An 18,216-nucleotide genomic window follows, 5' to 3' on the forward strand; every position below is an offset into this window, starting at 1 on the left:
CGGGAAGGGTGAGGCTTACCCGACAATGCAAAAGACCGGCCATTGGCCGGTCTTTTGGGTAGACGCAAAACCGCGAAAAGCTTCTCAGCTTTCCTTCGGCTCCAGAACCTGGCGGCCGCGATACATGCCGGTCTTCAGGTCGATATGGTGCGGACGGCGCATTTCGCCGGAATTCTTGTCCTCGACATAGGTCGGGGCCTTGAGGGCGTCGGCCGAGCGGCGCATGCCGCGCTTGGACGGAGAGGTTTTTCGTTTCGGAACGGCCATGGATATGCTCCACTAGATGGTCAAAATGCCCCGCCTGCCCTCGTGAAAGGGCCGCGTCAGGGGCCGGAATCTGAGAAAGTCGGGTGCCTATACACGCCCTGCGCCGTTTTGGCCAGCACCGCGGCAAACTTTTTTGCCCAGCACGAAATGCGCAAGGTGTGTCGATATTCAGGTCAGGCAGCGCCGTTCGCAGACCGGCCTCACCTGAATACCGGCACACCTAGTCCAGGCAACCGACATAGGCGCCGGACCGGCCGGCGCGCCGCTCGATCAGCGCCGCCAGCCGCCTTAAGCCAGGCCCCGGCTTGGCCGGGTTGCGGGCGATCGGGTTGGGCAGGGTGACGGCAAGCAATGCCGCCTGCCGGCGCGACAGCCGTTTTGCCGAAACGCCGAAATGATGCTGGGCGGCGGCCTCGATGCCGTAGATGCCCGGCCCCCATTCGGCGATGTTGAGATAGATCTCCATGATCCGCCGCTTCGACATCACCGCGTCGACATAGACGGCCAAAGGCAGCTCCACCACCTTGCGCACAGTGCCCAGCGGCTTCGACCACAGATAGAGGTTCTTCACCGTCTGCATGGTGATGGTCGAGGCGCCGCGCGTTGCTTCGCCGGCCAGCGCATCGTCGACGACGCCGCGCAACTCGCCGACATCGACGCCGCGATGGAAGCAGAACTGACCGTCCTCCGACATGATCACCGAATTCGCCAGCACCGGCGACACGTCGTCGATCGAGACCCAGCGTCGGTCGTAACCGGAGAACGTCGCCAGATCCTTCAGCATCAGCGTCGACACTGGATGCACGAAGGACGGCAGATAGAGGAAGGTCAGCACCACGGGTATCAGTGCCAGCACGGCGGCCACGACGATGCCACGCCGGCCCAGGCGCTTGAGACCGGCGCGGTTCAAGCGCCTCGGTCGCGCCATGTCCAGCCCTTCGATTTCATGGTCGACGATCGGTTCCGTCAAGCCGCCCCACCCGCGCTATCAGCTGCTCCGGCATAATGGCGCGAGGCTTCTTGCGCAATGTCTGAGTGTCGGCTACCGCTCCCGGCCATGACGAAAGACGACCAAATGGGCTTCGAAATCTTGCTTTCCGCCCGGGCGGCACCGCTTGAGGCGATGTTGAGGCGGCTCCTCGACGCTCGCACGCTTTCAGGCGAGATCGCCCGGCCGGAGCGGCTGATGGCGGCGATGCGCCATGGCGTGCTGAATGGCGGCAAGCGCCTGCGCCCTTTCCTGGTCGTGGAGAGTGCAGCACTTTTTTCCGCCGACGGCGTGGCGGCATTGCGCGTCGCGGCGGCGCTCGAATGCGTGCATTGCTATTCGCTGATCCATGACGACCTGCCGGCCATGGACGATGACGATCTGCGCCGCGGCCAACCCACCGTGCACAAAGCCTTCGACGACGCCACCGCGATCCTTGCCGGCGACGCGCTTTTGACGCTCGCCTTCGACATCCTGGCCGATGAGGCAACAGTGCTGCCGGCCGAGCGCAGGGCAGCCCTGGTGCTTGCGCTTGCCCGCGCCGCCGGCGCCGGCGGCATGGTCGGCGGCCAGATGCTCGACCTCGAGGCCGAGCGTATCAGGCCGGACGAAGCCGGCATCATCCGGCTGCAGGCAATGAAGACCGGCGCGCTGATCCGCTTTGCCTGCGAGGCAGGCGCCATCATCGCCGGCGCATCACAAGAGGATCGCGAAAGACTGGCCGAATTCGGTTCGGCGATCGGGCTGGCCTTCCAGCTTGCCGACGACCTGCTCGACCTGACGGCGGACGCGCACCAGATGGGCAAGGCGACCGGCAAGGACGCGGCCGCCGGCAAGGCGACCCTGGTGGCGCTACACGGCGCCGGCTGGGCGCGCAGCCAGCTCAACGGCCTCGTCGACCAGGCACATGTGCTGCTGGAGCCTTACGGCGAGCAGGCGGTGCTGCTGAAGGAAGCGGCCAAATTCGTGGCGAACCGCAACAGCTGAAGTTGCGGCCAACGGGATGCGCTTAGTCCGGGTGCTCCAAGGTGAGATCCGCCTTCTTGGCTGTTTCTGGCTCGTTACCAATGAGCGCCACGAAGTGCTTTAGTACGTCCTGGGCAGTTTGCTCCGCAGTATGCCCAGCAACTGCCCATTGCGCAAAGTGCCCGTCAATGCACATGCGTGCGAGCCCGTAGACCAGCGCCCTCGCGGCTATCTGGGTTTCTGCTATGTCGTACGACCGGAGCATGTTTCGTCGCTGTGCCTCTACCATCGACCCTTCTACCAACGCACGCACCGCTTCGTTATCGTGACGCAGCGACTCCGAACTATCCCAATCAATAAGACTCCGCGTCGAGATGACCTGGAAATGGGTTGGGTTTCGAATTGCCCAGCGCAAATAGGCGATTCCAACTGCGGCAAAGCGCTCAATGGGGTCGTCCGTAGCTACGCTCTCGACTGCATTGGTAATCTCCGAGCGGAATCGGCTCATTGCCTGCTCTGCGACTGCCGTCATCAATGCGGTCTTGTTGGCGAAATGACGGAAGGGTGCGCCGGGAGAAACGCCCGCCCGCTTTGCGGCTTCGCGCACGCTTACATTGCCTGGGCCGCCCTCCTCGACAAGTTGAACCGCGGCATCGATCAGCACCTCCCGCAAATTGCCATGGTGGTAACCAGTGCGGCGGGGCGTCTTGGCTTTTGGCATCTCGTTCCCTTCGTTCCGTAGGGCTGCATCCCGCCTCTATATCATGCTGCCGCAAATTATGTAATCACTGTTTACAATCCTGGCAAGAGGATGTAAGCAGTGATTACAGATGGGAGGGAACAGGCCAGCGGTCTTCGCGGCCGCCAAATGCCCAGATGGAGGATACGAACATGCTCGCCAGAAACGCCGAACCTCGCCGTCCGCATTCGTTCACATCGTCCCAGGGTGCAGCCGAAGAACCTCAGAATTTCCGGACTGTTCAGTCGAACGCCGCTGTGACTGGCGTCACGCTTTATCGGCTTGCCGCCGCCGCCGGGGTGGGAAGCGCGCTTATTCTTTTGGTCAACGCGGCTAAACGCAGTTCGCTCATCCCGACCACCGATCTAACGCAACTTCTCGCGCCACTCGCCGAGATATTGGCGCTTGGCCTCGTCACAGGCTTGTTCCTTGCGTTTGGCCGACGCGCGGGCCTATTCGGCACTATCGCGTTTGTCATCAACTTCGTTGCACTAGCAAGTTTGGAAGGTGTGGAAGTGGTGATCAATCTCGTATTTTCGAAACTTCCGCTGACGACCATCATCGACCTGCGAGCCGGGCCGCTCGGCCTGGTTCTAGTCATCAGTTCGTTGCTTTTTCTAATTGGGACGCTCGCGTTTGTAATCTCTCTTGCCGTTGGACGAGGCGTGCCGCGCATTCCGCTCGCTCTCTATTTCATTGGCGCAGTGCCTATCGCGCTTCGTGCGTTCGTGCCGGAGTGGGCTCTTGATCTGGGCCTAGTGGTTCTTGCGATAGCGATCGCCTGGCTGGCCGGATGGCTGTGGGTACGCGCGAGCGCTATCGACGAGTTCTGGCGTGAAAGGGTGACGACCCCAACTGCTCAGATTGATGCGCCTATCGCCCGGTAGATTGCTGTCGCGGCGGCATAGGATCAAAGTCCGTCAGTCATTGATATGCAGCCGCGACATCCGGCTGTACCCCACGAACGAAATTTTAATGTAAATCAAGCGTAATCCCGGTCATTAAAATGATGCGTATGTGTTGGGGTTGCGCATGCCGGAATATTCTTCCTTCATCCGGTCGATCCGGGTCCGTTATCTGTCGGGATTGCTGATTTTCGCGCTGGCCTCGGCCGCGGTCATGTTCGCGCTTAACCGCGTCAATTCCTTCCGTCAGGACGTCGATGCCCTCAGCAGCAATTTCGTCATCTTCGGCCGTGACTTGCGCAACGCCACCAATTTCGCCGAGACGACCGGCACCGCGTGGCGCGCCGAGACCCGCGATGGGCTGGTGGCATCGGCCCGAGGCCACTCCGAGCGCCTGGCCGGCGAGATCGCAACCCTGACCGCCCAGATTGCCGCGGTAAGACCGCGCCTTTCCGAAAAGACCGTCAACGACCTCGATTCCGCATCCGTGAACGGCGACCTGTTCTGGTCGGCACGCGACATGGTACGCAACTTCAACCTGATGTCGGTGGCGCAGAAGGTCGATGAATGGAGCTATCGCGAAATCCGCAACCAGAACGACCTGTTTGCCCAGCCGATGCTGGTCCGCGTCCGCACTGCCATGGATGCCGAACGCCATCTGGCGGACGCTTCGAGCGACAGGCTGCTGTTGTGGGCGAGCGGCCTGTTGTTCGCCGTCCTTGCCATTGTCGCCATGTGGGTTTTCCGGCCAATGGAAAAGGCGATCCGCCGCGCCTTCGCCGAATCCGCCGCATCGCTGTTCAAGGCCGAGGCCGCCGATCGCGCCAAATCCGAATTCCTGGCCAATATGAGCCATGAGATCCGCACGCCGATGAACGGCGTGCTGGGCATGGCCGAGCTGCTGGCCAAGACCGACCTGACCTCGCGCCAGAAGACCTTTACCGACGTCATCGTCAAATCCGGCAATGCGCTGCTCACCATCATCAACGACATCCTCGATTTCTCCAAGATCAACGCCGGCCAGCTGACGCTCGACCCCGCGCCCTTCCGCCTGTCCGAAGCGGTCGAGGACGTGGCGACGCTGGTGTCGGCGCGCGTCGCCGAGAAGAACCTCGAACTGATCGTGCGCGTCGACCCGCGCCTGCCCTCCTTCGTCGTCGGCGACGCCGGCCGCTTCCGGCAGATCATCACCAATCTGCTCGGCAATGCGGTGAAATTCACCGAGAAAGGCCATGTGCTGGTCGATGTCGGCGGCGATGTGGTCGACGGCGTCATCCAGCTCAAGGTCCGCGTCGAGGACACCGGCATTGGCATTCCGGCCGAGAAGCTGCAAAACGTGTTCGAGAAATTCGCGCAGGTCGACGGCTCCTCGACGCGCCGCCATGAAGGCACCGGCCTCGGCCTGGCGATTGCCGCCCGCCTCGTCGACCTGATGGGCGGCAAGATCGGCGTCGAAAGCGAAATCGGCCGCGGCTCCGTCTTCTGGTTCGCCGTGCCCCTGCCGGCGCACCAGCAGGCCGCGCGCGACGAGATCGTGCCGGTCGATGTTACCGGCGCGCGGGTGCTGGTCATCGACGACAATCCGGTCAACCGCGAGATTCTGCTCGAGCAGTTGAAGAGCTGGAGCTTCGATTGCGCCGCTGCCGAAAGCGGCGCCGTCGGCCTGGCCTTCCTCGACCGCGCCAGCCAGCTCGGCGCGACGGTGGATTGCATCATCCTCGACTACCAGATGCCCGGCATGAACGGCGCCGACGTCGCCAGGGCCATTGCCGCCGACAGCCGGCTTGCCGCCATTCCGGTCGTGCTCTTGACCTCGGTCGATCAGGTTGATTTCGGCAAGATGGTCATCGATTTCGGCATCGCCGCGTATCTGACCAAGCCCGCGCGCTCGGCCATCCTGCTCGGCACCGTCATCTCGGTCATCCAGAAGGCCCGCGCCCAGGTCGGCAAGGCGCGCTTCGTTCGCGAGCCGGTCGCGCCGCAGGCAACGCCGGCGGCAGCGCCCGCCTTCACCGTCATCCGCGGACCGGCGATCGCAGCGCCTGCCGCGCCGGAGTCGGCCGCCGCACCCAATGGTCCGATCGACATCCTGATTGCCGAGGACAATGACGTGAACCAGCTGGTGTTCGGCCAGATCCTCAGCGGGTTAGGGCTGAGCTATCGCATCGCCGGCAACGGCCGCACCGCAGTCGAGATGTACCGGGCGCTGCGGCCGAAGCTGGTCCTGATGGACGTTTCGATGCCGGAGATGAACGGTTACGAAGCAACCGGCGCCATCCGCGCGATAGAACAGCAGAGCGGCGGCCACACGCCGATCATCGGCGTCACCGCGCACGCGCTGAAAGGCGATCGCGAAAAATGCATCGAAAGCGGCATGGACGACTATCTGCCGAAGCCGGTCTCACCCGATCGCCTCGGCACCAAGATCGGCACCTGGCTCAGCGAGACGGTGGTGGCGAAGACCGCCTAACCACCTCAATCAGTGGGTCAGGCGGCTGCGTCCGAACGATAGCGGCGCATCCAATCGAGACTTGTCTCGTCGGCGAGCTTTGCAACGCCTGGCCGCACACCCTCGGCATTCGGTGGTTGAATCCCGAGGGCCTCGCAGATGCCTAGCAATGTCGCTGCCGGGTCGGCGGAAAGACGCTCATAGCCTTGCCGCAGCGGGCCTACCCCTTGCTCAGCAAACCATGTGTTCCAGGCCGCATCATAGGCTTCTAGCTCAGCGACCGCACGTTTGATCCGCTCGAAGTCATACTGGGGCTCCTTCGGAGGCGCGACCCTTTCAATCTCGGTTCCGTCAGGAGCAATATGCCAAAGACCGGTCTGCTCCGCTTTGACCAGGGAGATGGCCTGCGCAAGCTTGTTCTCGCGCGAAAGGTGTATGTAGAGAATATGGCCAAAGGCTCTTTCGAAACGCGCTTTGTCCGACGGAAGTTGTGGGAAAATCTGGTCGAGGATCGCCGAGAGCTCATCCAGATTTTCCCTCATCAGACGAAGACCGAAGATGCCTGTTCCGTCCTTGCCAGCGGCGATCGCTGCGTCGAGATAGGCGGCATTGAATTCGAGTTCGCTCATCGTGTCACGACCGGGCAGCTTCCAGTCTTCGGCCCACGCCGATATGTCCTGCCGCCGATAGAATGAATGAGGATTGCCGGCCGTCCTCGTGGACGCCAGAAGATTGCACAGAAGAGTGCTTCCGGTTCTCGGTGTGCCGCAAATGATGTATCCGTCAAACATTCCGCGGCCCTTGTCGCTTGTCAAAGGCAGGCAAAACCCGGCCATTCCACGGGCCGCCTATAGCCGAAACTCCTGCTGGATGCGACCGGCGCATTCGAGCGGCGCGAACACGCCGACGAGATAAAGCTCGAAGCCTGACAGCAAGCTGAGATACTCCGACATCTCGTCATCGCACAGCACGTCATCGACGATGAGGTTGTTGCCCTGTCCGGCCATGGCGGCAACGGCGTGCCGCATACCCTGCATGGTTCGCCGGCCGACCGGACCTGCCTTGATAACGACGGAGGGCTTGCCGTCCTGCAATAGTGTTCGAAGGCGAAGCCTTTCGTATGGTTCTGCAGCGCCTCGGGCAGCATCTCCAGGAACACATCCATCTGCACATGCAGGAAGGGTTCGGCTGTGATCGTTTGCATCCTTGGCGATCGAACTTTTGCCCGCGCTGCCGACGCCGTTGAGCAGGACGATTTTGGCTGTCACGTCAAAACCCTTTCAAGCGGGCACTCGCCAAGGGCGACCTACCGGTTGCGCGCCACAATACAGGCGCCGCCTATACTGCGCAGTTTTTGGCAGATGACGTCGGCAGCCCCCCTGGAGTCGGTGCCAATCCTGACCGCATAGATGCCTCTCCGCCCGATTGGCGTGCGTACCCGGCTGACGACCGGATCATGGCCGGAGAGCAAGGCCGGAAACCGGCCCCTCACCCGCAGCCACTGATTGATCGCAGCACCCCGGCGGAAGTTGCCGGCCACCTGAACACCCCATGGCTTGACGTTGATCGAGGCCATCGCCACGGTTCTCGACATGATCACCGGCAGCTTGCGGCAAGCGACGGCGAAGCTCATTTTCTTGTCGAGCGGCTGGACGGTGCCGGCATAGGTGGTGTCGGTGAACTTGTCGGCGGGTTCGCCCATGATGTCGAAGACGTAGCTCTCGGTCTCCATCGGCAGGAAGCCGCCGGAACTCAGCCAGCGCGACACCCGGCTCTCGCCGGCATTGTAGGCAGCCGCCGCCAAGCCGAGATTGCCAAATCCGGCTTTCATTTCGGCGAGATATTTCGCCGATGCCGGGATCGCCTGCTCGATGTCGAAGGAATTGGCCAGCCCTCGCATCTTGGCGGTTCCCGGCATGAACTGGGCGATGCCTTCCGCGCCGACCGGGCTGACCGCATTCGGATCGAAGCGGCTTTCCTTCCAGATCAGCCGGGCAAAGAAATCCCTGGACAGGCCATTCTGGTCGGCATGCGCCTCGATCAGATCGCAGACCCGGTTGATCAATCTCTTGGCGGCGGATTGCGGCGGATCGGCGTAAGCGGCGTTGCTACACAGAAGCCAGATGGAGACCAAGGAAACAGTAAGCGCAAGGACATCTGCCAAACGCTGAGCCCGTGTTGAAAACCGCTCCGGTGAGCCACATGATGGTGGCCTCGAGAACCGGAGCGGAGCGGACATCTGGTCCGCGAGCACCGGAAGCGTAGAAGACGCCTTCAGGTGGCCGCCGGAGCAGATTTTCGGCATGAGCTCATTCCGCTGCGGCCTTGCCGTGGCGCCCAAACCGCTGCTCGATATAGTCGGCGACCATCTTCTCGAAATCGGCTGCGATCGACGGCCCGCGCAGCGTCGCCGCCTTCTTGCCGTCGACGAACACCGGCGCCGTCGGCGTCTCGCCGGTGCCTGGCAGCGATATGCCAATATCGGCATGCTTGGATTCGCCGGGGCCGTTGACGATGCAGCCCATCACCGCGACCTTGAGGTTCTCGACGCCGGGATACTTCTCGCGCCAGACAGGCATGTTCTTCCTGAGGTCGGCCTGGATGTTCTGCGCCAGTTCCTGGAAAACGGTCGACGTCGTGCGACCGCAGCCGGGGCACGCGGCGACGATCGGCACGAACTGCCGGAAGCCCATGGTCTGCAGCAATTCCTGCGATACCTGCACTTCGCGCGTGCGGTCACCATTCGGCTCCGGCGTCAGCGAGATGCGGATCGTGTCGCCGATGCCTTGCTGCAGCAGGATGCCCATCGCGGCGGACGAGGCGACAATGCCTTTCGAGCCCATGCCGGCCTCGGTCAGACCGAGATGCAGCGCATGGTTGGAGCGGGTGGCGAGTTCGGTGTAGACGGCGATCAGATCCTGCACGCCGCTGACCTTGGCCGACAGGATGATCTTGTCACGACCAAGGCCGATCTCTTCCGCCATCTCTGCCGACAGGATCGCCGACTGCACGATCGCCTCGCGGGTGACTTCCTGGGCGGTGAGCGGAAAGCCTTGCGCCTGGTTTTCGTCCATCAGACGGGTCAGCAGCTCCTGGTCGAGCGAGCCCCAGTTGACGCCGATGCGCACCGGCTTGTCGTATTTGATCGCCATCTCGACGATCGCCGCGAATTGCCGGTCCTTCTTGTCCTTGAAGCCGACATTGCCGGGATTGATGCGGTATTTCGCAAGCGCCTCGGCGCAGGCCGGATGGTCGGCCAAGAGCTTGTGGCCGATATAGTGGAAATCGCCGACCAGCGGCACGTTGATGCCAAGCCGCTGAAGCCGGTCACGGATGGCGGGCACGGCGGCGGCACTCTCGTCGCGGTCGACAGTGATGCGCACGATCTCGGAGCCGGCACGGTGCAGCGCCGCAACTTGCGCAACGGTCTGGTCGATATCGGCCGTGTCGGTGTTGGTCATCGACTGCACGACGACCGGTGCACCACCACCAACGGTCACGCCGCCGACATCGACGCCGACCGACGTACGGCGCGGGAAAGGAGAAGAAAAATATCCGGTCATGCCGGTTGCCTTTTGCTTAGAAGGTCCGGGCATGAGGTGGAGGAGCAAAGATGGCTTGTCAATGGCAAGCGGCAAGCAGTCGCGGCAAATCTCCGGGAGGCCAATGAGGCCTGGCGCTCACGCAAAGATCGCATTCCGGTATCGCGGTGGCGGCGCAACGCAATGGGAAGTTGGATTTCAAAACAACTCACCAACCCCGGCGGCATGACTGCCACCGGAAAGTTGATCGCGTGCCGAAAGGGGCGCGCTGTTTGCTAGTGGAGCGTCAGTGCGTCGTCGGTTTTGCCTTCAGCTTTTCAATCTCGTCCTTGATTGCCAGCTTGCGCCGCTTGAGATTCACGATCTCGAGGTCGTCGACCGAAGGATGGTTCATCGCGTCGGTGATTTCGCGCTCGATGTCGCCGTGTTTCCGCTGCAACTCATCAAGATGGGATGCAAGAGACATGATTGGTTCTCCCTTTCATGGTTTTCCTCGATTGCAGCCGCCAAAATGCGTCCACCGCCAGTTCGCATCTGTGACAGCGCGATGACACTGTGCCACCATCCGCCATCGATGTCGAATGCCCTGTGGTAGCATTCCACGACAATGTGAAATGTGATAAGGCCTGCGCACCGGTGGCAAAACCCCGCCGGCCCCGCCCAATCAGGCCCATCCTTGGGCGCCGCTTACGTGCAGACGGTAGATAATGTCCGAACAGGAACAGGCTGAGATCCGCCTCGAATATTCCCGCCTGAAGCAGGAACACGCCGATTTCGACGCCGCCATCAACGCTATGATCGCCGTGGGCTGCGACCCGCTGCAGATCCAGCGCATGAAGAAGAAGAAGCTCTTCCTCAAGGATCGGCTGATGGCGCTGGAAGACCGCATCATTCCCGACATCATTGCCTGAGCAGCGTCCGAGCCTCGCGGCTCAAACGCGTCACGCCGCGATTGACAGCCGCGCCGCGCGCTGGCGCAGCAGGACAAGCAGCTCGTCGGTCTTTTCCCTCGACGTGTCGATCGGAACCACCAGGCACATCGTCGCCTCGACCTTGCCGGGAGCCGAGAACACGGGGGCGGCCAGGCATTTCGTGTAGGCGTCGACAAGGCCCGATGTCACGCAGTAGCCGGTAGACCTCGCCGTTGCGATATCGCCGATAAAATCGTCGAGCTTAAGCCGGCGTCCATCCGGCAGCACGAGATCTTCTTCGGAGACCATGTCCTCGATATCAGCCCTTTCGAGACCGGCCAGCAGCAGTCGGCCGGAAGCCGTCCAGGGCAGCGGAATCTGCAGACCGGTGGCCGAACTGATCCGAAACGGCCTTGTGCCCGGACTGGAGTGGACGATCGTGTAGCGGCCGCTCTGCAGCATGCACAATTCGGAGGTCTCGCCGGTCTGGCGCGACAGGTCGTCGACCTCCTGGCGCCCTCGGCGCAGCAGGTCATTGCCGCGCACATAATCCATTCCGTAGAGATAAAGCTTCTTGCCGAAATAGACCCGGTTGCCGTCGCCGGCCATTTCCAGCAGCCCCGCATCCACCAGCGAACGCACCAGCGTATAGGTCGTCGAGCGCGGCGCATTCACGCCCTTGGCGAGGTCGCCAATGCCGATCGCACGCTGCGTCGTGTGCAGGAACTCAAAAATCTCGAGCACCCGGTTGAGGCCCTTCTCACGAGAGCCGGAGACCTTGTCCTCGGCCGGGCCGATGTCCGGCCGATCTGTAACGCCAATGCCGTCTTGCATTACTGATTCCTGATGTTAGTATCTGTCTTGTACAAGGTACACATGTCTTTTATAAGAGACAAATTGTCAAAAGACACATGTATCTGAAAGGGGAACACAACCACGAAAAGGAGGTCGCCATGAACGATACATCCAAGAGACGTGATTTTCTGAAATTGGGAATGGCCGGGCTCGCCACGGCCGGAGTAATCGGCGCAGCCGCTTCGGTCGATGTTCAGAAGGCGGCGGCACAGGCCGCACCAGACAGCCTGCTGCGTACAGTTCTCGAACGCGGAAAGCTGATCGTCGGCACCGGCAGCACCAACGCGCCCTGGCATTTCGAGAACGATGCCGGCGAACTTGTCGGCATGGACATCACCATGGGGCACATCCTGGCCAAGGGTCTTTTCGACGACCCGACCAAGGTCGAGTTCGTCATGCAGGACCCGGCGCAGCGCATTCCGAATGTCACCACCAACAAGGTCGACATCACCATCCAGTTCATGACCATGACCGCCCAGCGCTCGCAGCTGATCAACTTCTCCAGGCCGTACTACGTCGAAGGCGTCGCGCTGCTGACGCTTCCGAGTGCCGAGAACAAGACATTCGACAAGCTGCTTGCCGGCGGTTCGGCAACACGCATATCCATCCTGCAGAACGTCGATGCCGAGCAGAATGTCCATCTCGTCCTGCCGCAGTCGCAGGTGATGCAGATCGACACCCAGGCCAACGTGCTGCAGGCGCTGGAATCGAAGCGCGTCGACGCGGCCGCCGTCGATCTCTCGACGGTTCGCTGGCTCGCTTCGCGCAATCCCGACAAATACTTCGATGCCGGCAAGAGCTGGTTCTCGATGCTTTACGGCGCAGCACTGCGGCAAGGCGATCCCGACTGGCTGACCTTCGTCAACACAGCCTTCGCGACTGCCATGTTCGGCCATGAAACGACGCTCTACGACGCGGCATTCAAGGACTATTTCGGGTTGGAGCCGCCGGCCCGCCATCCCGGTTTTCCGGTCATCTGACACTAGCCGGCGGGAGGGCAAGCAAACGCCCTTCCGTCTCCTTCTCCTCGACAGCGTGGTGCCACGCTGGCTATTGAGGCGGACGCATGGGCTATACGCTCAACTTCAACCTGATCTGGCGACATTTCGACAAGCTCTGGGGCGGGCTGCTGCTCAGTCTTGAGCTCGCCGTCATCTCGATCGCCATCGGCATCGTCATCGGGCTCGTGCTGGCGGTCTGGTATGTTTCGGCCGGGCGCGTCGTGCGCTCGATCATCGCCGCCTATGTCGAATTCATCCGCAACGTGCCGCTGATCCTGCTCGTCTACCTCGTCTTCTACGGCCTGCCGACCGTGGTCGACATCGCTTACAGCGCACCGACCTCGTTCGTCGCCACGCTGTCGCTCTACAGCGGCGCCTATCTGGTCGAGGTGTTTCGCTCCGGCCTCGAAGCCGTGCCGCGCGGACAGCTGGATGCCGGCAAGGCGATCGGCCTGACGCCCTGGCAGCGGCTCATCCATGTGCGCCTGCCGACGATGCTGCGCATCACGCTGCCGGCGCTTTCGAACACCTTCCTGTCGCTGTTCAAGGACACCTCTGTCGCCTCGGTCATCTCGGTGCCCGAGCTCACCTACGGCGCCCAGTGGATCAATTTCAACACCTTCCGCATCGTCGAAGTCTATCTGGTGACGACGGCGATGTATCTGCTGACCGGCTATGTGCTGCTTTTCGCACTCAGGCTCGTCGAGCGCCGGTTCAGGGCGGCGCGCTGACATGCTGAGCCAGATCCTCTACGCCTTGCCGTTCCTCGCCGAAGGCTTCGCCGTGACGCTGTGGGTGTCGCTGCTGGTCGTGGTCCTGTCGCTCGTGGCCGGTGTCGTGCTGGGCGTTGGCCTTGTCTACGGTCCGGCGCCTGCGCGTTTGGCAGTGCGCATCTTCAGCGACACCATACGCGGCATCCCGATCCTGGTGCTTATCTTCTTCGTCTATTACGGACTGCCGGCCGTCGGGCTTCACCTGCAGTCCTTCTGGGCGGCCGTGTTGGCGCTCACCTTGTTCAAGACGGCGCAGGTCGTGGAATATCTGCGCGGCGCCGTCGGCTCCATCCCCAAGGGCCAGTCCGAAGCGGCGATGGCGATCGGGCTGACCTTCCGCCAGCGGCTTGCCTACGTCATCTTTCCGCAGGCTTTCAGGCGCTTCCTGCCGCCCTGGATCAACGGCGTCACCGATGCGGTCAAGGGCAGCGCGCTGGTCTCGCTGCTCGGCATCACCGACCTGATGCAGGCGATCAACCAGGTCATCGGCCGCACCTATGAGGCCATGCCGCTCTATATCCTCGGCGCGCTGGTCTACTTCGCGGTCAACTACGCGCTTTCGCTTGCCAGCCGGCGGCTGGAACAGCGCTTCTCCTTCATTCGGGAATAGCAAGAATGTCCGATGCCTCCAATGCCGCGCTGCTCGATGTGCGCGATGTTTCCAAGGCCTTCGGCACCGTCGAGGTGCTGCGTGCAGTCAGCCTCGAGGTGAAGCGCGGCGAGGTGGTGACGATCATCGGCCCGTCCGGCAGCGGCAAGACCACGCTGCTGCGCTGCGTCAACTTCCTCGAAAGCTACGACAGCGGCTCTATCCGCATCGACGGCAAGGAGGTCGGCTATCGCGATGCCGGGACACGCCAGCGCCGCAGCGAGCGCGATCTGGCGGCGATGCGCGCCGAGACCGGCATGGTGTTCCAGAGCTTCAACCTGTTCCCGCATCTGACTGCCGCCGGCAACATCATGCTCGGCCTGCGCAAGGTGCGCGGAAAGAGCGAGGCCGAGGCGCGCAAGATCGCCGAGCATTGGCTCGGCCGGGTCGGCCTCGCCCACAAGGCCGACAGCCTGCCGGCCGAGCTTTCCGGCGGCCAGCAGCAGCGCGTCGGCATTGCCCGCGCCGTGGCGATGGAGCCGAAGATCCTGCTTCTCGACGAAATAACCTCCGCGCTCGATCCCGAACTGGTCGGCGAAGTGCTGGCGGTCGTGCGCAGCCTGGCCGAGGACGGCATGACGATGCTGATGGTCACCCATGAAATGGCCTTTGCGCGCGACGCCTCGAGCCGCATCGTCTTCATGGCCGATGGCGGCGTCAGCGCGGTCGGTCCGCCGGCCGAAATCCTGGCGACGGAGGCTTCCAACGAACGCCTGCGCAGCTTTCTGGCGCGCTTCCGCGCCTCGCATTTCTGACACCGGACAGCGAAAGCTGCCGCAAGGAGCATTTTATGACGCCTTACATCCGGCTCGCCGAACTCGGCCTGACGCTGCCCGAGCCGCCGACGCCAATCGCCAACTTCGTCACCCATGCCGAGAGCGGACGCCTGATCTTCCTCTCGGGACAAGGGCCGTTGCGCGCCGACGGCACGCTTTGCACCGGCAAGGTGGGCGAAGACGTGACCGTCGAGGAGGCCTATCAACATGCCCGCCTCACCGGCCTCAACCTGCTTGCCGTCATGCATGCGGCAGCGGGCGACCTCGGCCGCATCGTGCGCGTCGTCAAGTTGCTAGGCTTCGTCAACGCCATCCCGACCTTCAGCGACCACCCACAAGTGGTCAACGGCTGTTCCGATCTTTTCGCCGACGTCTTTGATAGGATCGGCGGGCATGCCCGTTCGGCGATCGGCGTCGGCTCGTTGCCTGGAAACATCACCGTCGAAATCGAGGCGGTCGTCGAGATCGCCACCTGATTTGTTAGAAATGGATCTGCCGAGATGAACACTTATTCCGCTGACCGCTCCAACCTGCCAATCCGCGACCGGCTCGGCCTGCGCCCGATCATCAATGTCTCCGGCACTATGACGACGCTCGGCGCTTCGATCATCGTCCCGGAAGCGATCGCGGCAATGGCGGAGATCGCCTCGCAATGGGTCGAGATGGACGATCTGCAGCGCGCCGCAAGCACGGTGATCGCGCGCCTGACCGGCGGCGAGGCCGGCTTCATCACCGCCTGTTGCGCCAGCGGCATCACCATGGCGATCGCCGGCGCGATGACCGGCACCAACCTTTTGGCGATCGAGCGACTGCCGGACGACACGGAAGGCCTGAAGTCGGAGGTCGTCATCCAACTCGGCCATATCGTCAATTATGGCGCGCCTATCGACCAGTCGATCCGGCTTGCTGGAGCAAAGACCATTCCCGCGGGCACGGTCAGCGTCACCCAGGATTACCATGTGCGTGAGGCGATCAACGAGCGCACGGCGGCCGGCCTCTATGTGGTGGCCCATCACACCGTGCAGTACGGCATGCTGTCGCTGGAGGAGTTCTGCGAGATCTGCCACGCCACGGGCGTTCCGGTGATCGTCGACGCGGCTTCCGAATACGATCTGCGCAGCTTCCTCGCGCGCGGCGCCGACATCGTCGTCTACAGCGGCCACAAATTCCTCTCAGGACCGACCAGCGGCATCGTCACAGGGCGCAAGGACCTGGTGCGCACCGCCTATCTGCAGAACCGTGGCGTCGCCAGGGCGATGAAGGTCGGCAAGGAAAGCATCGCCGGCGCCATGGCCGCGCTCGAGGCCTGGGAGCGGCGCGACCATGCTGGCATCCGCCGGCTTGAGGAAGCCGCGCTCAACCTGTGGAAGGACGCCCTGCAGGGCATTGCTGGCATAGGCGCCGAGATCATTCCGGACCCGACCGCCAATCCGCTCGACCGCCTGCAGGTCTTCGTGCGACCGGAAAGCCGGTTCACCGCAGCCGGCCTCGCCTCGGCGCTTGCCGCCGGTTCGCCGCCGATCATCGTGCGCAACCACGAGGTCGAGCGCGGCCATTTCTTCCTCGATCCGTGCAATCTCCATGCCGGCGAGGCCGAGATCGTCGCCGAGCGTTTGCGTGCAGTGTTGAGCGCGGCTGAGCGCCCCGCGAATGCCATGAAGGAGCCGCGCAAGGAGTCCTCCGGCGCCTTGCGGTGGCCGGATTAGATGCTCCCGATCCTTGCGGCCCTTGGCGAATTCCGCTAAGGCGCGCCTTTGCCGCCGGGAGCAAGCGCTTGAACGATCACCGCGCCGACGTCGCCATCATCATGGGCAGCCAATCCGACTGGGTGACGATGCGCCACGCCGCCGAAACGCTGGAGGCGCTGGGCATTGCGCACAAGCGCCTGATCATCTCGGCCCACCGCACGCCGGACCGGCTCTATGACTTCGCCAAGGGCGCCAAGGCGGCCGGCTACAAGGTGATCATAGCCGGCGCCGGAGGTGCGGCGCACCTGCCCGGCATGACCGCGGCGATGACACCGCTGCCCGTATTCGGCGTGCCAGTGGAATCGAAGGCTCTGTCCGGCCAGGACTCGCTGCTGTCCATCGTGCAAATGCCGGCCGGCATCCCGGTCGGCACTTTAGCCATTGGCAAGGCCGGCGCCGCCAATGCCGCACTTCTTGCCGCCGCCGTGCTGGCGCTGCACGACGAAGAACTAGCCGACCGGCTGGATGCCTGGCGCGCCGCCCAGACCGCCAAGGTCGCCGCCGAACCCACGGACGCGCCGTGAGCCTGCCGGCGGGATCGACAATCGGCATCATCGGCGGCGGCCAGCTCGGCCGCATGCTGGCGATGGCAGCCGCCCGCCTCGGCTACCGCACGGTGGTGCTCGAGCTGCAGGCCGATTGTCCAGCCGCGCAAGTCGCCAACCGGCAGATCACCGCCGCCTATGACGATGCCACCGCACTTGCCGAACTGGCGGCGGCCAGCGCCGTCGTCACCTACGAGTTCGAGAACGTCCCGGTCGTTGCCGCCACAGCACTTGCCACCAAGGTGCCTGTCTATCCGCCGGCACGGGCGCTGGAGGTGTCGCAGGACCGGTTGGCGGAGAAGAATTTCCTCAACGGCATAGGCATCGCCACGGCGGATTATTGTCCCGTCGACAATGACGAGGAACTGACGGCGGCGCTGAAGAAGTTCAACGGCAGCGGCATATTGAAAACCCGGCGCATGGGCTATGACGGCAAGGGCCAGCGCGTCTTCCGCAACATGGAGACCGGCGGCTTTGCCGGCACCTGCGAGGCGATGGGCAACGTGCCGCTGATCCTCGAATCCTTCGTCGCCTTCGAGCGCGAGATTTCCGTGATCGCCGCACGCGGCATCGACGGCACGCTCGCCGCCTACGACCCGGCCGAGAATGTCCATCGCAACGGCATCCTTCACACCTCGACCCTGCCAGCCGGGATAAAACCGGAAACAGCCGCCGCGGCCCAAGCGGCAGCAGCGAAGATCCTGACGGCACTCGACTATGTCGGCATCATCGGCGTCGAGTTCTTCGTCCTTGCCGACGGCTCGTTGCTGGCCAACGAGATGGCGCCGCGCGTCCACAATTCCGGCCATTGGACGGAAGCAGCCTGCACTGTCTCGCAGTTCGAGCAGCATATCCGCGCCGTCGCCGGCCTGCCGCTGGGATCGCCTGCGCGGCACTCCGACTGCGTAATGGAAAACCTGATCGGCGACGATATCCTGCGCGTTCCGGCCCTGCTCGCGGAAGCCGACCTGATGCTGCATCTCTACGGCAAGGCTGAGGCGCGGCCCGGCCGCAAGATGGGCCATTTCACACGCATTAGCCGCCGCGACTAGAGCAATTCCAGGAAAAGTGTGAAGCGGTTTTCTGTCCGGAATTGCGTTAA

21 protein-coding genes are annotated in these 18,216 nt (G+C 63.0%); 12 read left to right on the plus strand and 9 right to left on the minus strand.

The annotated features are described in order from the left end of the window. Positions 1-84 precede the first annotated feature (84 nt). The gene (gene rpmF / locus D3227_RS07535) at positions 85-267 is read right to left on the minus strand and encodes a 50S ribosomal protein L32 (protein WP_006203806.1); all 183 of its coding nucleotides are present in this window, start codon (positions 265-267) and stop codon (positions 85-87) included. 220 nt (positions 268-487) lie between these two features. Further along, positions 488-1,195, minus strand: coding sequence for a transglycosylase domain-containing protein (locus D3227_RS07540; protein WP_120013612.1), 708 nt, complete (start codon positions 1,193-1,195; stop codon positions 488-490). A 129-nt stretch (positions 1,196-1,324) separates the two neighbouring features. Here D3227_RS07540 and D3227_RS07545 point away from each other — a divergent pair, with 129 nt between their 5' ends. Then, positions 1,325-2,242, plus strand: coding sequence for a polyprenyl synthetase family protein (locus tag D3227_RS07545; RefSeq protein WP_120013492.1), 918 nt, complete (start codon positions 1,325-1,327; stop codon positions 2,240-2,242). A gap of 22 nt (positions 2,243-2,264) precedes the next feature. Here the strand turns inward: D3227_RS07545 and D3227_RS07550 are convergent, their stop codons facing one another. Next, positions 2,265-2,942: a TetR/AcrR family transcriptional regulator gene (locus D3227_RS07550; RefSeq protein WP_120013493.1), complete on the minus strand. Its 678-nt coding sequence runs from the start codon at positions 2,940-2,942 to the stop codon at positions 2,265-2,267. Between the two features lie 170 nt (positions 2,943-3,112). Here D3227_RS07550 and D3227_RS07555 point away from each other — a divergent pair, with 170 nt between their 5' ends. Together D3227_RS07555 and D3227_RS07560 are read left to right on the plus strand one after the other, a co-directional pair. Further along, the gene (locus tag D3227_RS07555) at positions 3,113-3,847 is read left to right on the plus strand and encodes a hypothetical protein (RefSeq protein WP_208646346.1); all 735 of its coding nucleotides are present in this window, start codon (positions 3,113-3,115) and stop codon (positions 3,845-3,847) included. Positions 3,848-3,992: 145 nt separating this feature from the next. Next, positions 3,993-6,335 carry a response regulator gene (locus D3227_RS07560; protein ID WP_120013494.1) on the plus strand — a complete coding sequence of 781 codons (2,343 nt, stop codon included), beginning with the start codon at positions 3,993-3,995 and terminating at the stop codon, positions 6,333-6,335. 17 nt (positions 6,336-6,352) lie between these two features. Here the strand turns inward: D3227_RS07560 and D3227_RS07565 are convergent, their stop codons facing one another. The 5 genes from D3227_RS07565 to D3227_RS07585 form a co-directional block, all read right to left on the minus strand. After that, on the minus strand, positions 6,353-7,150 hold the full coding sequence (locus D3227_RS07565; protein ID WP_120013495.1) for a Stf0 family sulfotransferase: 798 nt from the start codon (positions 7,148-7,150) through the stop codon (positions 6,353-6,355). Positions 7,151-7,162: 12 nt separating this feature from the next. Beyond that, positions 7,163-7,582, minus strand: coding sequence for a phosphotransferase-like protein (locus tag D3227_RS07570; RefSeq protein ID WP_245451687.1), 420 nt, complete (start codon positions 7,580-7,582; stop codon positions 7,163-7,165). Positions 7,583-7,620: 38 nt separating this feature from the next. Beyond that, positions 7,621-8,478 (minus strand): lytic transglycosylase domain-containing protein, encoded by an 858-nt coding sequence (locus tag D3227_RS07575; protein ID WP_120013496.1) that lies wholly within the window; start codon positions 8,476-8,478, stop codon positions 7,621-7,623. 145 nt (positions 8,479-8,623) lie between these two features. Further along, positions 8,624-9,877, minus strand: coding sequence for a flavodoxin-dependent (E)-4-hydroxy-3-methylbut-2-enyl-diphosphate synthase (ispG, locus tag D3227_RS07580; protein WP_120013613.1), 1,254 nt, complete (start codon positions 9,875-9,877; stop codon positions 8,624-8,626). Positions 9,878-10,142: 265 nt separating this feature from the next. Further along, positions 10,143-10,322: a YdcH family protein gene (locus D3227_RS07585; protein WP_006203778.1), complete on the minus strand. Its 180-nt coding sequence runs from the start codon at positions 10,320-10,322 to the stop codon at positions 10,143-10,145. Positions 10,323-10,563: 241 nt separating this feature from the next. Between D3227_RS07585 and D3227_RS07590 the strand changes: the two genes are divergently transcribed. After that, on the plus strand, positions 10,564-10,767 hold the full coding sequence (locus D3227_RS07590) for a YdcH family protein (RefSeq protein ID WP_120013497.1): 204 nt from the start codon (positions 10,564-10,566) through the stop codon (positions 10,765-10,767). 30 nt (positions 10,768-10,797) lie between these two features. On the opposite strand, the gene D3227_RS07595 is transcribed toward D3227_RS07590, so the two are convergent. Next, positions 10,798-11,601, minus strand: coding sequence for an IclR family transcriptional regulator (locus D3227_RS07595; protein WP_120013498.1), 804 nt, complete (start codon positions 11,599-11,601; stop codon positions 10,798-10,800). Between the two features lie 119 nt (positions 11,602-11,720). Here D3227_RS07595 and D3227_RS07600 point away from each other — a divergent pair, with 119 nt between their 5' ends. From D3227_RS07600 to D3227_RS07635, 8 genes are all read left to right on the plus strand, one after another. Next, positions 11,721-12,602: a transporter substrate-binding protein gene (locus D3227_RS07600; RefSeq protein ID WP_120013614.1), complete on the plus strand. Its 882-nt coding sequence runs from the start codon at positions 11,721-11,723 to the stop codon at positions 12,600-12,602. A gap of 86 nt (positions 12,603-12,688) precedes the next feature. Then, the gene (locus D3227_RS07605) at positions 12,689-13,354 is read left to right on the plus strand and encodes an amino acid ABC transporter permease (RefSeq protein WP_006203774.1); all 666 of its coding nucleotides are present in this window, start codon (positions 12,689-12,691) and stop codon (positions 13,352-13,354) included. Position 13,355: 1 nt separating this feature from the next. Next, complete coding sequence (locus tag D3227_RS07610; protein ID WP_120013499.1) at positions 13,356-14,006, plus strand: amino acid ABC transporter permease; 651 nt, start codon at positions 13,356-13,358, stop codon at positions 14,004-14,006. A gap of 5 nt (positions 14,007-14,011) precedes the next feature. Beyond that, complete coding sequence (locus tag D3227_RS07615; RefSeq protein ID WP_120013500.1) at positions 14,012-14,800, plus strand: amino acid ABC transporter ATP-binding protein; 789 nt, start codon at positions 14,012-14,014, stop codon at positions 14,798-14,800. Between the two features lie 35 nt (positions 14,801-14,835). Next, on the plus strand, positions 14,836-15,297 hold the full coding sequence (locus D3227_RS07620; protein ID WP_120013501.1) for a RidA family protein: 462 nt from the start codon (positions 14,836-14,838) through the stop codon (positions 15,295-15,297). A gap of 24 nt (positions 15,298-15,321) precedes the next feature. Further along, positions 15,322-16,527, plus strand: coding sequence for an aminotransferase class V-fold PLP-dependent enzyme (locus tag D3227_RS07625; RefSeq protein ID WP_120013502.1), 1,206 nt, complete (start codon positions 15,322-15,324; stop codon positions 16,525-16,527). Positions 16,528-16,595: 68 nt separating this feature from the next. Beyond that, positions 16,596-17,093 (plus strand): 5-(carboxyamino)imidazole ribonucleotide mutase, encoded by a 498-nt coding sequence (gene purE, locus D3227_RS07630; RefSeq protein WP_120013503.1) that lies wholly within the window; start codon positions 16,596-16,598, stop codon positions 17,091-17,093. Further along, the gene (locus tag D3227_RS07635; RefSeq protein WP_120013504.1) at positions 17,090-18,166 is read left to right on the plus strand and encodes a 5-(carboxyamino)imidazole ribonucleotide synthase; all 1,077 of its coding nucleotides are present in this window, start codon (positions 17,090-17,092) and stop codon (positions 18,164-18,166) included. The genes purE and D3227_RS07635 overlap by 4 nt, the downstream gene beginning before the upstream one ends. The last annotated feature ends 50 nt before the right edge of the window (positions 18,167-18,216 follow it).

This window comes from Mesorhizobium waimense, from assembly GCF_003601975.1.
In the GTDB taxonomy this organism is placed as follows: Bacteria; Pseudomonadota; Alphaproteobacteria; order Rhizobiales; family Rhizobiaceae; genus Mesorhizobium; species Mesorhizobium waimense.

What these genes read in the sequence shown, in the direction of transcription:
- D3227_RS07600 (WP_120013614.1), top strand. Translation starts at nt 11,721, where the DNA reads ATGAACGATACATCCAAGAGACGTGATTTTCTGAAATTGGGAATGGCC.
- D3227_RS07545 (WP_120013492.1), top strand. Translation starts at nt 1,325, where the DNA reads ATGACGAAAGACGACCAAATGGGCTTCGAAATCTTGCTTTCCGCCCGG.
- D3227_RS07565 (WP_120013495.1), bottom strand. Translation starts at nt 7,150, where the DNA reads ATGGCCGGGTTTTGCCTGCCTTTGACAAGCGACAAGGGCCGCGGAATG.
- D3227_RS07590 (WP_120013497.1), top strand. Translation starts at nt 10,564, where the DNA reads ATGTCCGAACAGGAACAGGCTGAGATCCGCCTCGAATATTCCCGCCTG.
- D3227_RS07605 (WP_006203774.1), top strand. Translation starts at nt 12,689, where the DNA reads ATGGGCTATACGCTCAACTTCAACCTGATCTGGCGACATTTCGACAAG.
- D3227_RS07610 (WP_120013499.1), top strand. Translation starts at nt 13,356, where the DNA reads ATGCTGAGCCAGATCCTCTACGCCTTGCCGTTCCTCGCCGAAGGCTTC.
- ispG (WP_120013613.1), bottom strand. Translation starts at nt 9,877, where the DNA reads ATGACCGGATATTTTTCTTCTCCTTTCCCGCGCCGTACGTCGGTCGGC.
- D3227_RS07550 (WP_120013493.1), bottom strand. Translation starts at nt 2,942, where the DNA reads ATGCCAAAAGCCAAGACGCCCCGCCGCACTGGTTACCACCATGGCAAT.
- rpmF (WP_006203806.1), bottom strand. Translation starts at nt 267, where the DNA reads ATGGCCGTTCCGAAACGAAAAACCTCTCCGTCCAAGCGCGGCATGCGC.
- D3227_RS07540 (WP_120013612.1), bottom strand. Translation starts at nt 1,195, where the DNA reads ATGGCGCGACCGAGGCGCTTGAACCGCGCCGGTCTCAAGCGCCTGGGC.
- D3227_RS07595 (WP_120013498.1), bottom strand. Translation starts at nt 11,601, where the DNA reads ATGCAAGACGGCATTGGCGTTACAGATCGGCCGGACATCGGCCCGGCC.
- D3227_RS07615 (WP_120013500.1), top strand. Translation starts at nt 14,012, where the DNA reads ATGTCCGATGCCTCCAATGCCGCGCTGCTCGATGTGCGCGATGTTTCC.
- D3227_RS07620 (WP_120013501.1), top strand. Translation starts at nt 14,836, where the DNA reads ATGACGCCTTACATCCGGCTCGCCGAACTCGGCCTGACGCTGCCCGAG.
- D3227_RS07555 (WP_208646346.1), top strand. Translation starts at nt 3,113, where the DNA reads ATGCTCGCCAGAAACGCCGAACCTCGCCGTCCGCATTCGTTCACATCG.
- D3227_RS07585 (WP_006203778.1), bottom strand. Translation starts at nt 10,322, where the DNA reads ATGTCTCTTGCATCCCATCTTGATGAGTTGCAGCGGAAACACGGCGAC.
- D3227_RS07560 (WP_120013494.1), top strand. Translation starts at nt 3,993, where the DNA reads ATGCCGGAATATTCTTCCTTCATCCGGTCGATCCGGGTCCGTTATCTG.
- D3227_RS07625 (WP_120013502.1), top strand. Translation starts at nt 15,322, where the DNA reads ATGAACACTTATTCCGCTGACCGCTCCAACCTGCCAATCCGCGACCGG.